A 13,199-nucleotide genomic window follows, 5' to 3' on the forward strand; every position below is an offset into this window, starting at 1 on the left:
CCCAAGCCAGGGCCAGTGAGATCTCACTGACCGGCTCACTGACCAGCCCCACCGCCACCACCTGCAAAAACACCGCCTCAGTGACCCAAGTGAGGCCAGTGAGGCGCCCCGACGAGCAACCCAGAACCCGCGGAATCAGCCCTTCGAAGCACACCGCCCCGACTCACTCACCGAGGAGAGCCCACCGTGCCCAGCCACCCCAGCGCCGACGACATGCGCACCTACCTGACCGAGACCGCCAAGCTCGCCGCCGAGACCCCCGCCGGCGACCCGAAGCACGCCACTTACCACCAGAACATGAACGAGGTCCTCGACCAGATGCGCCGCGAGGGCGGCGTCAGCTACGGCCAGCAGCCGCGCTGACCCCCACTCGCCGCACCCGGGCCACCGTGCTGTGCCCGGGCCCGCCCCGACCGATAGGAGCACGTCGTGACCGAGTACCGCGTGTACACCCCCGCTGAGAAGCGCCGCCGCTTGTGGCTGACCGCCCGCGGTGCCAAGCAGGCCATAGCCGGTGTCGACGCCGTGAACGCCGGCATCAACCGCGAGCTCGACCAGATCGAGGAGCGTGCCGCCGACCGCGGCGCCCACGAGGCCGCTGCCCTGATCGCGCAGAACGAGACCGCGAAGAACGAGCTGGCCGCCGCGAGAGCGGCCGAGCGCGCCGCCCACGGCGACGACCGCCGAACGGCCAAGCAGGCCCGGCAGAAAGCCGAGGACCGCGTCCGCGACACCGAGCGCGCCATACGCCGCGCCGGCCTGTAGATACGCCCCGGGGCGGCCGCTGCCGCCAAGCCGTCGACCGCCCCGGGCCCCCGAGTCCAATCCACGAACCCTGGAGACCCACAGCATGCCCCGCGCCTACCCGCCCATGCCGCAACCCGGCCCCGCTGAACAGCGGCCTGCGCCGCCGGCCGGGCCCCGACAGATCGGCATCGCCACCGACGGCCAGCCGATCTGGGACCAGAACGACCGCACACCCGTCGTCATCCACCACCACTACGCGCCCAAGGCACGCCTGGACCCACGCGACGTCTTCGCCTGGGTCATGGTCGCCGGCGCCGTGAGCGCGGTCCTCATCGCGGTCAGCTTCGCCGCCGTCGCTCTCGCCATCGCCGCCGTAGCCATCGCCATCTCCGTGCTCGTCCTCTACGGGCTGTACCGGCAGATGAAAACCGAGAAAAAGCGGCACTGAACGCCATCCTGGCCGCACAGGCTCAACGGGAAAACGTGGAAAGTACCCACCTGTGCGGCGCCGCTCTGAGACGGTATCCCTACCACCAAACGTGAAGGTTTGGTGACTATGCATCACAACGTCTGCCCCCGAGGAGACACGATGTCCGAGCAACGTCCGCCCTACCTGCCCCCGCAGCCGGGGCAGCAGCACCACCCGCAACAATGGGCCGCCACGCCGCAGCCCCAATACCTGCCCGACGTCCGGCAGGCAGGCGCCTACCCGATACCGCCAGCGCCCCAGATGCCAGTAGCCCAGGTCCTGCCGAAATCGCCCGGCGTCGCCGTCCTCGCCTCGTTCTTCATCCCAGGCCTGGGATCCATGATCAGCGGCAATGCCATGCTCGGCACCATCATCCTCATCGGCTACATCATCTCCTGGGTCCTGACACTCCTCCTGGTCGGCATCATCGGGGTCATCGGCTTCTGGGTATGGGGCATGATCCAGGCCCACCACGATGCAGTCGCCTGGAACCGTGCCCACGGAATCCTCAGCTGACCGGCCACCAGAACCACTACGCTCCACACCGAGGGCCTGCCATCATCCCCCGTATGGCAGGCCCTCACCATGTCACGGCATCATCACATCGCCTTCGCCGGTTCCTCGGGCCTGCCACGGTGGCAGTCATGCCCACGACCACGCGTCCCCTCGCGAGCGCCGTGCTCGCCGCTGCGGCGCTCACCCTCGCCGCCTGCTCCAGCAGCACCCCCCACACCCACCCGGACATCACCGGCAGCCCCGCCGTGACCGCGAGCAACCCCGCCGCCCCCGCCGGCGCCACCCTGTCCACCTGGTACACCAGCACCGGCACGACCGCGTTCAAGAGCTTCCTGACCGAGCAGACCCAGCTCAGCAAGGACGGCGCACACGCGCTGAGCGCCGACTCGATGGACTGCTCGACGATCGACTCCACCGTGACCGCCGCCCAACAGGCCCCCGCCCCGCCGGACGCGTCGATCGCCGCCTCGTGGAAGCGCGCCCTCGACCAGCTCCACCAGGGCGCCACCGACTGCAACGGCGGCAAGAGCGGAGCCCTCGTCGAGCTCACCACCGGCATGACCCAGATGGACACCCTCGCCACCCAGATCCAGACCCGCATCCACGCGTAGACATAGATCACGCACCCACCATGGCCGGTGGGAGGCGTGTGCCCTGGCAGACGAGTGGGTCCGCACGCCGTCCAGGAGAAGTAGCCACGCTACGCTGCGAGTTGAGGGTCTGCTGTCATCCCACAGTGCGGCAGGCCCTCGCCATGTCTGGCGTAGGTCACCGCCCCGCAGATCGGTTCGCGCATAGTTTTGATACGAACCAATCAGGGCATGATCGGCCGAGCATCCGGCTACCGGGCCGCCTCAAGACGGCAAGCCCTCCGAATGCCCCGAAGCACCGACTCGCTCGCCATACCGGCGCACGCGACCCGCAACGGAGGCATCATGCCCACCTGGACCATGCACTGCGGCGACGCCCTCACCGTCCTCCACACCCTGCCCACCAACTCGGCAGACGCCGCCATCACCGACCCGCCCTACAACTCCGGCGGACTCACCGCGGCCCAACGCACCAGCGACACCGCCCGCGGGAAATACGTCAGCGGCGACGCCCAACACCAGCTGCCCGACTTCGACGGCGACAGCCGAGACCAACGCGGCTACCTCGCCTGGCTCAACCTCGTCCTCGGCCAGTGCTACCGCATCGCCCGCGCCGGCGGCCCGCTGCTCGTCTTCACCGACTGGCGCCAACTCCCGATCACCTCCGACGCGATCCAGGCAGCCGGATGGACCTGGCGCGGCATCGTGCCCTGGCACAAGCCCATCGCCAGGCCGGCGCGCGGCGGCTTCCGCCGCTCCTGCGAATACGTGCTCTGGGCCAGCAAAGGCCGCGTGGATGCGGACCGGAACCCGGTCTACCTCGACGGTCTCCTCTCCGCGTCGCAGCCGCGAGGCACGAAGCGGCGCCACATCACCCAGAAGCCCGACGAGCTGATGCGCGACCTGGTGCAGATCTGCCCGCCCGGCGGCACCATCCTCGACCCCTTCGCCGGGTCCGGATCGACCGGCACCGCGGCGCTCGCCACCGGACGATCCTTCGTCGGCATCGAGCTGTCCGCCCGCTACGCCGCAGTGGCCGAAGACCGACTCCGGCTCACCCAGGAGGACTTCACCCTCGTGCCCGAAGGCGAATAGCATCCGCGGTCAGCCGATCGGCTCGGACGACTCGCTCAGCGTCCCGTGCTCATCGAGAGCCCACCGCCTACCTCCTGCGTCGGTGAAGTAGGCCACGGGGTGCGAGATGTCCAACGTCGATTGATCCATCCGCGACGACTTGAAGACCACAGGTCGCCTGGGACCAAGCGTCGCCATCGGCCCCGAAGTCAACGCGGGCCTATCGGTCTCATGAGCGATCCAACCCGCTGCGAGATAGGCCGAGCCGAACTTGACCATGACGTCGTAAATCGGTTGATCACTTCGGTTGGCCACGCTAACCGACCAGTTGCGTGCGTTTCCGGAGCCGATCCTCGAAGCCTTCATCTCGATCATGCGTGCTTGGGCCATGCGACGTTCCTCCGCATCGGCCGCAAGCTCTGCACGCTGGAGCTCTAGCACCTCCGACTGGCGCCGCATCAACTCGGCCTGTTCGTCGATGAACTCCCGCTGCTCACCGATCTGATTACGCTGGCTTATTAGCGTCCGGTAGGCCGCCCATGCCGCTACGCCCGCGAAGAGCGTTGCTCCCCACGTCGGGACGTCGCCCCAGTCAGGCCAACCCATTACGCGCTCACCGGGATGGTGAACACCCGCTCCTGGTCCGCGTCATCGTTGGAGAACACCAACTGGCCGGACTCCTTCGGCACCTCGACCATCAGCGTCCCAGATACCGTCTCGCCCGGCATCGGATCCGGCTGGCCGGACATGTCCTCATCGGACATGCCGAGCGTGTCGCAGCCGACCCCGCCGACCGTGTCCGCGCTCGACAGATCTCCCTTGTCTCCCCGCCACGACGGGTTGTCGAACGGGCTCAGGTGGCCCTTCGCCGAGCCCGAGCTGACGTTCTTCACTCGCAGATCGACGCACACCATGCGCTTCCCCGGATCAGCCGTCACCGTGTAGTCATCCGAGTGGTCCGTCACCTGCGTCGCCGTCTTCAACGCGAGCACCGTGACCTGGTACTTCGTCTTCGCGAAGAACGACGCGCCCTGCTCGACGATCGTCACCGTCGCCGTGTGCCCTGCAGCCAGCGGAGCCGACGCGCTCGGACTCGGCGAGGCCGGCGCCGTGGACGCCGAGGCGCTGCTCGCCGGCGCGATCGCCGGAGTGACGCTCGGCTTACTGCTGCCGCAGCCGGTCAGCGCCAAACCCAGAATCCCCGCTGCGGCGACGCCCGCTGCACACTTCCCCATCTTCATGATTCCCCCTCAAATACGATGCGGTTCCGCCATCTTGACGCAGCATCAGTCAGCTCCAGTTGCCGACCCCCGCGCCGTAACCCCATCGCGACATCCCCCCGCCGCTTGCGCAAGATCCGTCACTCATGTCACGCTGCTGCCAGCACCACACGTATGCCCAGGCAGCCCCGCCACCGAGCGGGGCATTCGCACGTCTGAGGAGGTGTCCTTGGACGGCAACCTGATGCTCGCCACCGAGCTCGCCGAGTGCCTCGGCGTCTCACCTTCGGCCGTTCGGAAGTGGAAGCAGCGCGAGAAGCTCCAGCCCGCCGGCCTTGACCACCTCGGCCGGCCGCTCTACCGCTACGACGACGCTGCGGAAGTCGAGTACGCCACCCGCCAGCGCTCTGGCCGTGACCCCTTGGTGCGCCGCACCTACGCGCCCGAACACCCCGACCGGCCACGCCGGACCGCGGCATGAGCGGCCGCTGGGCAGGCTCAGACCGCCGCCGCCGACTCCCGTCGAGCTGGCCCAAGATCCGCGCCCGCATCCTCGAACGCGACCCCATCTGCACCATCTGCGGCGTCCGGCCATCCGCCCAGGTCGACCACCACAAGGCCAAGACCGACGACCACGGAGACTCAGCCCTGCGCGGCGTCTGCGGCCCCTGCCACGGACAGAAGTCCAGCCGTGAAGGGAACGAAGGCCGGCGCCCGCAGAACCCGCGCCTGAGGCCCAACGAGCCACATCCAGGACTCCGATAGCGCCCGCGCCAGAAGGGCACCCTCATGGCCAGCACACGACGGCGCGGAGGCAACGCGCAGACACTCCGCGACTACTGGACCCACGGCAAGGGCGCAGCCAAGATCGGCTGGGGTGCGCCCGGCGACTTCAACCGCTGCGTCAGCCAGCTGTCCAAGTACCTCGGCCCGCGCGCCAAGGGCTACTGCGCACTCCGCCACCACGCGGCCACCGGCATGTGGACAGCCCAGCACGCCAAGGCCCTGCGTGGCGGCCGCAAGCGCTGACCCACCGACCGCCCGCCCGGCTGGTCCGGCTCCGGCCGGCTGGGCGGACATGCTGCCTGGCAGCGTCACGGTCACCGGCTGACCGACCATCGCTCGCGCGAGGCGTTGATCGTTGCGCGAATGCGCGAAGCGAAGTGATCACAAAGGAACTTCTTGATCAACAAGAAATGCGATCAAGAAAGCAAGATCAAATAGATCTCATTGGCGATCAAGGCGCCGACCAGCACAGATCCATGGTCGCCATGCGCATTGCCCTGGGGGGATGCCCCTGACCTGGGGTTTTGGCGGATCGGGGCCGTATAGCACCTGACCTCCTGTACGGGTTTCCATGATCCAGCCGCCCACCAGCACAAACACCGCTGACCTGCGCAAATGCCCTGGAGGCATGATCGCTGGTCGCTGATCATCCCGCCCGCGCGCCCCGGCGGCGCGCCCTGACCCTGGAGGTCACCGTGGGAGCACGAGGCCCCATCCCGAAGCGCTCAGAGGAGCGCCGCCGCCGCAACCGAGACGAGGGCCCCGAGCTGGCGCAGGCCCCATCTGGACCGCCGCTCGACCTGCCTGCCCTGCCGGACCCGGATCCGGACTGGCACCCGATCGCCACCGACTGGTACCTCAGCCTCCGCGAGTCCGGTCAGGCCGCGTTCTACCAGGCCTCGGACTGGGCGGTCGCCAGGTACGCGGCCGAGCTGATGTCCCGGATGCTGTCCTCGGAGCGGATGCCGAACGGCCAACTGGTCGCCGCAGTCGACGCGGTGATGGCGCGTCTGCTGACGACGGAGGGCGACCGGCGCCGGGCCCGGATCGAGCTGGCCCGGCAGTCCACGGAGCAGCAGGCGCCGGCAGGCGTGACCGCCATCGCGGACTACCAGGCCCGGATCGGTGGCTGACGTCCCGGACGTCGTCCAGCCCGTAGCGATCGGCCCGACTTGGCGCCGCGGCCCCGACGGGAAGTTCGTGCTGCCGGCCTTCACGCTCGGCTGGCAGTGCCTCGCCTGGACAGGCACCTACCTGCAGCATCACGTCGGGGCGCCATGGCGGTACACCTCGGAGCAGGCCCGGCTGACGCTGTGGTGGTACGCCATGGACCCGGTGAGCCACCGGTTCCTCTACCGGGACGGCGTGCTGCAGCGGCTGAAGGGCTGGGGCAAGGACCCGGTCAAGGCCACCTGGTCGGCGTTCGAGTTCGTCGGGCCCTGCCGGTTCGGGGGGATTGCCGAGGCCGGGAACCCGTGGGGCATCCCGGCCGGGCAGCCGGTCGGTGCCCAACATCCGGCGGCCTGGGTGCAGATCGCGGCGGTCTCGCAGGACCAGACGCGGAACACGATGACCCTGTTCCCGTCCATCTTCACCAGGCGGGCGCTCGAGGAGTTCCGGATCGATCTCGGCAAGGAGATCATCTACGCGGACAAGGGGCGGGCCCGGATCGAGGCCGTGACGTCCTCTCCGAGGGCGCTGGAAGGCGGTCGGCCGACCTTCACGTCCATGGGCGAGACGCACCACTGGGTAGAGTCCAACGGCGGGCACGAGATGGCCGCGGTCATCGAGCGCAACGCCACCAAGTCCGCGGACGGGCAGGCCCGGACGCTGGCGGACACCAACGCCTACGAGCCCGGCGAGGACTCGGTGGCGGAGCGGACCCGAGAGGCGTGGGAGTCAGCGCGGTCTGGCCGGGCGGCCGACACAGGGCTGTTCTACGACTCGCTGGAGGCGCCGGCGGAGGCGCTGCTGACAGAGGAATGGATCGGGCCGACGCTCCGGGCGGTGCGCGGGGACTCGGTGTGGCTCGACATCGACCGGCTGAAGGCGTCGATCCTGGACATCCGCAACCCGCCCTCGCGCTCCCGCCGGTTCTGGTTCAACCAGATCGTGGCCGCGGAGGACGCGTTCCTGGCGCCCTACGAGTGGGATGCATGCCCGCATGAGGGCCTGCAGCTCGCCTCCGGCGACGAGCTGGTGCTGTTCTTTGACGGCTCGAAGAGCGACGACGCGACGGGCCTGGTCGGCTGCCGGGTCTCGGACGGCCTGGTCGTGACGCTCGGGGTGTGGCAGCGGCCGGCGAACTGGCCGGACGACACCCCGTGGCGGGTGCCGCGCGAGGACGTCGACGGGGTGGTCGAGCGCGCCTTCGCCGAGTACCGGCCGCTGGCGTTCTTCGCGGACCCCGGCTCGGGCCACGACGATGCGGATGGCGAGCGGTACTGGGACGGCTACATCGACGCGTGGGCGCAGCGCTACGGCAAGCGCCTGAAGGTGAAGGCGGTCACGGGCGGGGCGAACCGGCACGCCGTGCTGTGGGACATGCGCGACCGGCGCCGGCAGCAGGCGTTCACGGAGGCCGTGGACCGGTTCTACCGGGACGTCTTGGAACGCCAGTTGCTGCATGACGGGCACCGGGTGCTGCGCCAGCACGTCGCGAACGCCCGGCGGCGGACAAATGCCTGGGGCTACACGATCGGCAAGGAGCACCGGGAGTCCGCCCGGAAGATCGACCTGGCGGTGTGCGCGATCGGGGCGCGGATGCTGCGCCGGACGCTCCTGACCTCGGCTACCTGGGAGAAGCGCGCGAAGGCGCGCGGCAAGGGGAGGGTGGTGGTGCTGCGATGACCATCGAAGCTCCCGAGCTGCTGACGCTCGACCAGCTGTCGCCGGACGAGATGATGCTGATCGAGATGCTGCGCGGGGAGTTGCAGCTCGAGCGCTGGCAGTTCGATGAGCTCGACGCCTATTTCAACGGCGAGCAGATCATCCGAGACCTGGGGATCTCCATTCCGCCGCAGCTCAAGGGCCTGCACACGGTGGTGGGGTGGCCGCGGATCGGCGTCACCGCGCTGGAGGAACGCCTCGACCTGGACAGCTTCCGGTGGGTCGACGGGGCGGACTCCAGTGATCTGCAGGCGATCGCCGACGCGAACGATCTGTTCGACGAGGCGAGCTTGGCGCACACCGATGCGCTGGTGTTCGGCCGCAGCTACCTCGCGGTCGGTTCGGGGGACTGCGGGAGCGCGGACTGCCCGCCGCTGATCAGTGTGGAGTCGCCACGGGACATGGCGGTGATGTGGGATGCGCGGACCCGCACGGTCACGGCGGCGCTGCGGGAGTGCGATGCCCCGTGGATGGGGCTGATCGGCCCGCGGGAGCAGTTGCTGGTGCTGTACCTGCCGGATCAGACGGTGCAGGCGGTGCGGTCGCCGTCGGGCGGCTGGGAGGTCATCGACCGGGACATCCACAACCTGGGGATCGTGCCGGTGGTGCGGATGGCGAACCGGCAGCGTACCGGGGAGCGGTGGGGCCGGAGCGAGATCACGCCCGAGGTCATGTCGATCACGGACGCGGCGTGCAGGACGCTGCTGGGGATGGAGGTGGCGCGGGAGTTCTTCGCGGCGCCGCAGCGGTACATCCTCGGTGCCTCGGAGCAGGCGTTCCAGGACGCGGAGGGCAATCCGAAGGGCGCCTGGGAGACGTATATCGGCCGGGTTCTGGCGTTGGAGCGGGACGAGGACGGGAACGTCCCGGAGGTCGGGCAGTTCACGGCCTACGATCCGAGCGCCTACACGAAGATCATCGACCTGTATGCGCGGATCATGGCGACGCAGCTCGGCCTGCCACCGCACTACCTCGGCTACACCAGCGACAACCCGGCGTCGGCGGACGCGATCCGCTCCGCGGAAGCGCAGCTCATCAAGCGCGCGGAGCGGCGTCAGCGGCGGTTCGGGCATGCGTGGGTGCAGGCGCTGCGACTCGGCCTGTGGGTGCAGCAGGGGGAGCCGCCGGACAAGACGCGGGTGATCGAGCCAGTGTGGCGCAACGCCGCGACGCCGACGGTGGCGGCCTCGACGGACGCCGCGGTGAAGCTGGTGACCGCGGGGGTTCTGCAGCCGAACAGCGCGGTGACCATGCAGATGGTGGGCCTGACGGCATCGCAGCAGCAACAGGTCCTCGCGGAGCAGCAGCGAGCGGCCGGCCAGCAGGCGACGCAGGACATCCTGGCGCAGATCGCGAAGCTCAACTCGGTGAGCCTGCCTGATGCCGCAGAGAATCAGTGACGCGACCACCGCGGTCACCCGGTGGCGCGCGGCTCAGAGGGGCCTCACGCTGCTGCTCACCCGCGACATGCGGAAGATCCGACGGCTGATCGTCCCGGCTCGGATGCAGCAGACGGTGCCCACGTGGATCACCGCAGCGAACGCCCTGGTCGACCAGTACGGCCGAGCATCGGCGTCGTTGGCCGCGGACTACTACGACGCCGAGCGCCTGGCCGCGCGGGTGACCGGCAAGTTCACGGTGCCGCTGCTGGATCCGCCGCCGACCGAGCAGGTCGAGGCGTCCCTGCGGTGGGCCACGAAGGACCTGTGGCCGCGCGACCCTGATGCCCCGTCGGCGACGCCCGCGCAGCGCCCGCCGCTTGAGATTCGCCTGGATGCGGCGGAGGCCAAGGCCGAAGACGTGGCCCAGAAGCTGGTGACGGACACAGGCCGGGGCACGGTCGTCCGGGCGGTGCGCCAGGATCCGCAGGCGGTCGGCTGGGCCCGCGCGGCGGCGCTCGGCGCCTGCGCGTTCTGCAAGATGCTCGCGACGCGGGGCATGGTCTACCGCTCCGAGGAGACCGCTGATTTCCGGGCTCACGACAGCTGCCACTGCGGCGTGATCCCGGTCTACAAGGGGCAGCGCTTCGAGCTGTCCGACCACGCCGCCGAGTGGCGGCGGCTGTATGAGGAGCACGCGCAGGGCCACTCCGGTGACCAGCTGCGCCTGTTCCGCCGGGCGCTGTCCGACAACGTCCACCAGCCAGCCAACTGAACCGCCACAGGCGCCCTGGTGGCGCCCCGTCACCACCCCATGACCCCTGGAGGGTTGACCGCTCATGCCCGATGAGCCGACAGGCACCCAGACCCCGCAGACGCCGCAGCAGCCCCCGGAGGGCGAGCCGACGGAGCCGCAGGGCCAGCAGCCAGCCGAACCGACGGAGCCGACCGAGGAGCCGTTCGACGAGGCGCGCGCGAAGGAGAAGATCCGCAAGGCCAACTCGGAGAACAAGGCTCTCCGAGAGCGGCTGAAGGTCGCCGAGCCGCTCGCCCAGCGTGCCAAGGAGCTGGAGGACGCGCAGAAGAGCGAGCTGCAGCGGGCCCAGGAGGCCCAGCAGGCCGCCGAGGAGCGCGCGAAGGCCGCCGCTATCCGTGCGGTACGCGCCGAGGTCCGGGTGCTCGCCGCGGACACCTTCGCGGATCCCGACGACGCCGCAGGCGCCCTCGAGTTGGGCTCCTACCTCGGCGCGGACGGCGAGATCGACTCCACTGCCATCAAGACCGAGCTGGCCGCGCTCCTGGAGCGCAAGCCGCACTGGGCCAAGGCGAGCGGCCAGCGCCGTCCCGCCCCGGATCCCGCGCAGGGGTCCAGCGCCAACCGGCGCACCGCTTCAACTCCGGGCGACGAGTTCGCCAACTTCCTGACCAGCGCCTTGAAGGGGCGCGGTCGCTGAATTGAGGTAGATCATGACCACGCCCACCCCTCCGGTCCAGCTGCCGGGCATTCCATCCACCCTGCTGCCGCCGACCATCACGGCGCCGATCTTCGCGAAGGCGCTGGAGACCAGCACGGTGATGCAGATGGCCCGGCGGGTGCCGCTGGCGATGGACGCCACCACCGCGATCCCGGTCCCGCTGGACGTGCCGACCGCCGACTGGGTCTCCGAGGGCGGCGTGAAGCCGCTGTCCTCCGGGGGCGTGGGCGTGAAGACCATGACCGGCAAGAAGGTCGCCACCCTCGTGCCTGTGTCCATGGAGGTCGCGACGACCAACGCAGCCGGCCTGTACCAGCAGCTGCAGAACGACCTGCCGACCGCGATCAGCCGGGCCTTCGACACCGCGGCGATCCACGGCAAGACCATGAAGGGCTCGGCCGGACCGTTCCAGGACTACCTGACACTCACCACGAAGAGCATCACGCTCGGCACCACCGCGCAGTCCAAGGGCGGCATCTACGCCGACCTGGTCACCGGCATGGCCGAAGTCACCGAGGACGACTGGGACTTCACCGGGTTCGTCGCGGACAAGCGCCTCAAGCCGCAGCTGCTGCTCGCGACCGACACCCAGGGCCGCCCGATCTTCGTGGACACCACCACGGGCGGTACCGACGCGGCGGGCAACGGGACGCTGCTCGGGGAGCCGCTGGCCTACGGATCGGGGATCTCCGGCAAGTACCGCCGGCAGTCGTCCTCGACCGACAGCGGACTGCGGGCGATCGGCGGCGACTGGTCGCAGTGCGCCTTCGGAATCGGCCAGGACATCTCCGTAAAGGTGTCCACGGAGGCGACCTACGTCGACGAGGCCGGCACCGTGCACTCCGCGTTCCAGGAGAACCTGGTGCTGCTGCTGGTCGAGGCGTACTTCGGGTTCGTCCTGGGCGAGCCGGAGGCGTTCGTGAAGTACCTCGGCGCGCCGCAGGCTTCCTGACGTGCCGCCCCGCACGAAGCGGCCCGCCGGGGCCGCGGCCCGCGCCAAGGCCACCTCCGCCGCCAACCCTGTCCCGGCGGAGGCGGCCGCACCCGCCGGCCGCTCGCTGCGGATCGTTGCCCGCCTGCACGCCTACGCCCCGCGGCACAACGCGGGCGCGGAGTGGATGGCGCACAGCCTGCTGCGCGCCCTGGCCGCCCGGGGTCACCAGGTCGAGGCGTGGCTGACCCGCTACTCACCGGACCGCGAGACCTACGAGCTGGACGGCGTCCGGGTGGTGCCGCTGCAGGCGCGCCTGGACGGCGCCGCCGCAGTCCGCTCGGCCGATGTGCTGCTCGCGCACCTGGAGACGGTGCCCGCGACGGGGGCGCTGGCTCGCGGCGCGGGCACGCCGCTGGTGGTGGTCTGCCACAACACGCACCCGCCGACGTTCCGGGCGCTGGCGTCCGGGGAGACAGCGCTGGCGGTCTACAACTCGGCCTGGATGGCCCGCGAGGCGCAGGTGTACTTCGCGGAGTTCCCGGCCCGCCTGCGGCCGAAGAGCCAGGTCATCGTGCGGCCGCTGGTCGATGCCGCGGAGTACGCGACGGAACCCGGGGATCGGGTGACGCTGATCAACTGCTGCCCAGACAAGGGCGGCGAGGTCCTGCGGCGGCTCGCCAAGCGCATGCCCGACACCGAGTTCCTGGCGGTGCGCGGGGCCTACGGTGACCAGGTCGACTACTCCAGCCTGGACAACATCGAGGTCCTCGACCATGTCGCGGGCAGCCGGATGCGGGATGCGGTGTACGGGCGCACGCGGATCCTGCTGATGCCGTCCCGGTACGAGTCGTGGGGCCGGGCCGGCACCGAGGCCCTGGCCTCGGGGATCCCGGTGGTCGCCCAGCCCACTCCGGGCCTGGTCGAATCCCTCGGCGACGCCGGCGTCTTCGTGGACCGGTCGGACCTGGACGGCTGGGTCGCCGCGCTGGAGCAGCTGCTCGGCGACGAAACAGAGTGGAAGGCCGCCTCGGAGCGGGCCCGCGCGCGCTCTGCCGAGCTCGACCCGAGACCGGAGCTCAAGGCATGGTGCGAGGCCGTCGAGGCGCTCGCACCCTGAGGG

At 70.0% G+C, this 13,199-nt stretch carries 17 protein-coding genes; 15 read left to right on the plus strand and 2 right to left on the minus strand.

The genetic code is table 11. The features are described 5' to 3' along the window. Positions 1–186 precede the first annotated feature (186 nt). From BS73_RS38390 to BS73_RS26940, 6 genes are all read left to right on the plus strand, one after another. Positions 187–363, plus strand: coding sequence for a hypothetical protein (locus BS73_RS38390; RefSeq protein ID WP_161789710.1), 177 nt, complete (start codon positions 187–189; stop codon positions 361–363). 66 nt (positions 364–429) lie between these two features. After that, positions 430–765, plus strand: coding sequence for a hypothetical protein (locus BS73_RS26920; protein ID WP_051940759.1), 336 nt, complete (start codon positions 430–432; stop codon positions 763–765). 85 nt (positions 766–850) lie between these two features. Then, positions 851–1,195 carry a hypothetical protein gene (locus BS73_RS26925; RefSeq protein ID WP_037576760.1) on the plus strand — a complete coding sequence of 115 codons (345 nt, stop codon included), beginning with the start codon at positions 851–853 and terminating at the stop codon, positions 1,193–1,195. A 141-nt stretch (positions 1,196–1,336) separates the two neighbouring features. After that, entirely contained in the window at positions 1,337–1,732 is a 396-nt protein-coding gene (locus BS73_RS36600; RefSeq protein WP_051940762.1) for a hypothetical protein, read from the plus strand. Between the two features lie 128 nt (positions 1,733–1,860). Next, positions 1,861–2,343, plus strand: a complete 483-nt coding sequence (locus BS73_RS38395; RefSeq protein WP_037576763.1) for a hypothetical protein — start codon at positions 1,861–1,863, stop codon at positions 2,341–2,343. Between the two features lie 324 nt (positions 2,344–2,667). Continuing rightward, positions 2,668–3,417, plus strand: a complete 750-nt coding sequence (locus tag BS73_RS26940) for a DNA-methyltransferase (RefSeq protein WP_037576765.1) — start codon at positions 2,668–2,670, stop codon at positions 3,415–3,417. 9 nt (positions 3,418–3,426) lie between these two features. Here the strand turns inward: BS73_RS26940 and BS73_RS26945 are convergent, their stop codons facing one another. Together BS73_RS26945 and BS73_RS26950 are read right to left on the minus strand one after the other, a co-directional pair. Then, positions 3,427–4,002 (minus strand): SPFH domain-containing protein, encoded by a 576-nt coding sequence (locus tag BS73_RS26945; RefSeq protein ID WP_037576768.1) that lies wholly within the window; start codon positions 4,000–4,002, stop codon positions 3,427–3,429. Beyond that, a complete protein-coding gene (locus tag BS73_RS26950; RefSeq protein ID WP_037576771.1) occupies positions 4,002–4,637 on the minus strand; it encodes a hypothetical protein in 636 nt (211 codons plus the stop codon). The genes BS73_RS26945 and BS73_RS26950 overlap by 1 nt, the downstream gene beginning before the upstream one ends. A gap of 208 nt (positions 4,638–4,845) precedes the next feature. Here BS73_RS26950 and BS73_RS26955 point away from each other — a divergent pair, with 208 nt between their 5' ends. From BS73_RS26955 to BS73_RS27000, 9 genes are all read left to right on the plus strand, one after another. After that, positions 4,846–5,097, plus strand: coding sequence for a MerR family transcriptional regulator (locus BS73_RS26955; RefSeq protein WP_152617739.1), 252 nt, complete (start codon positions 4,846–4,848; stop codon positions 5,095–5,097). A 308-nt stretch (positions 5,098–5,405) separates the two neighbouring features. After that, positions 5,406–5,645, plus strand: coding sequence for a hypothetical protein (locus tag BS73_RS26965; protein WP_037576780.1), 240 nt, complete (start codon positions 5,406–5,408; stop codon positions 5,643–5,645). Positions 5,646–6,097: 452 nt separating this feature from the next. Next, positions 6,098–6,535, plus strand: coding sequence for a phage terminase small subunit (locus BS73_RS26970; RefSeq protein WP_037576783.1), 438 nt, complete (start codon positions 6,098–6,100; stop codon positions 6,533–6,535). Beyond that, positions 6,528–8,252, plus strand: coding sequence for a terminase (locus BS73_RS26975; protein ID WP_037576786.1), 1,725 nt, complete (start codon positions 6,528–6,530; stop codon positions 8,250–8,252). The genes BS73_RS26970 and BS73_RS26975 overlap by 8 nt, the downstream gene beginning before the upstream one ends. Next, positions 8,249–9,691 (plus strand): phage portal protein, encoded by a 1,443-nt coding sequence (locus BS73_RS26980; RefSeq protein WP_037576788.1) that lies wholly within the window; start codon positions 8,249–8,251, stop codon positions 9,689–9,691. The genes BS73_RS26975 and BS73_RS26980 overlap by 4 nt, the downstream gene beginning before the upstream one ends. Further along, positions 9,672–10,445, plus strand: a complete 774-nt coding sequence (locus BS73_RS26985; protein ID WP_037576790.1) for a VG15 protein — start codon at positions 9,672–9,674, stop codon at positions 10,443–10,445. The genes BS73_RS26980 and BS73_RS26985 overlap by 20 nt, the downstream gene beginning before the upstream one ends. Positions 10,446–10,509: 64 nt before the next feature. Then, complete coding sequence (locus BS73_RS26990; protein ID WP_037576792.1) at positions 10,510–11,124, plus strand: hypothetical protein; 615 nt, start codon at positions 10,510–10,512, stop codon at positions 11,122–11,124. 13 nt (positions 11,125–11,137) lie between these two features. Further along, positions 11,138–12,097, plus strand: a complete 960-nt coding sequence (locus BS73_RS26995) for a phage major capsid protein (RefSeq protein ID WP_037576793.1) — start codon at positions 11,138–11,140, stop codon at positions 12,095–12,097. Between the two features lies 1 nt (position 12,098). After that, positions 12,099–13,196 carry a glycosyltransferase family 4 protein gene (locus tag BS73_RS27000; protein WP_235215545.1) on the plus strand — a complete coding sequence of 366 codons (1,098 nt, stop codon included), beginning with the start codon at positions 12,099–12,101 and terminating at the stop codon, positions 13,194–13,196. The last annotated feature ends 3 nt before the right edge of the window (positions 13,197–13,199 follow it).

The sequence above is a fragment of the Phaeacidiphilus oryzae TH49 genome (assembly GCF_000744815.1).
In the GTDB taxonomy this organism is placed as follows: Bacteria; Actinomycetota; Actinomycetes; order Streptomycetales; family Streptomycetaceae; genus Phaeacidiphilus; species Phaeacidiphilus oryzae.

Bases quoted from the DNA above. Each gene is read 5' to 3' on its own strand.
- BS73_RS26925 (WP_037576760.1), top strand. From the start codon at position 851: ATGCCCCGCGCCTACCCGCCCATGCCGCAACCCGGCCCCGCTGAACAG.
- BS73_RS36600 (WP_051940762.1), top strand. From the start codon at position 1,337: ATGTCCGAGCAACGTCCGCCCTACCTGCCCCCGCAGCCGGGGCAGCAG.
- BS73_RS38395 (WP_037576763.1), top strand. From the start codon at position 1,861: ATGCCCACGACCACGCGTCCCCTCGCGAGCGCCGTGCTCGCCGCTGCG.
- BS73_RS26940 (WP_037576765.1), top strand. From the start codon at position 2,668: ATGCCCACCTGGACCATGCACTGCGGCGACGCCCTCACCGTCCTCCAC.
- BS73_RS26945 (WP_037576768.1), bottom strand. From the start codon at position 4,002: ATGGGTTGGCCTGACTGGGGCGACGTCCCGACGTGGGGAGCAACGCTC.
- BS73_RS26950 (WP_037576771.1), bottom strand. From the start codon at position 4,637: ATGAAGATGGGGAAGTGTGCAGCGGGCGTCGCCGCAGCGGGGATTCTG.
- BS73_RS26965 (WP_037576780.1), top strand. From the start codon at position 5,406: ATGGCCAGCACACGACGGCGCGGAGGCAACGCGCAGACACTCCGCGAC.
- BS73_RS26980 (WP_037576788.1), top strand. From the start codon at position 8,249: ATGACCATCGAAGCTCCCGAGCTGCTGACGCTCGACCAGCTGTCGCCG.
- BS73_RS26985 (WP_037576790.1), top strand. From the start codon at position 9,672: ATGCCGCAGAGAATCAGTGACGCGACCACCGCGGTCACCCGGTGGCGC.
- BS73_RS26990 (WP_037576792.1), top strand. From the start codon at position 10,510: ATGCCCGATGAGCCGACAGGCACCCAGACCCCGCAGACGCCGCAGCAG.
- BS73_RS26995 (WP_037576793.1), top strand. From the start codon at position 11,138: ATGACCACGCCCACCCCTCCGGTCCAGCTGCCGGGCATTCCATCCACC.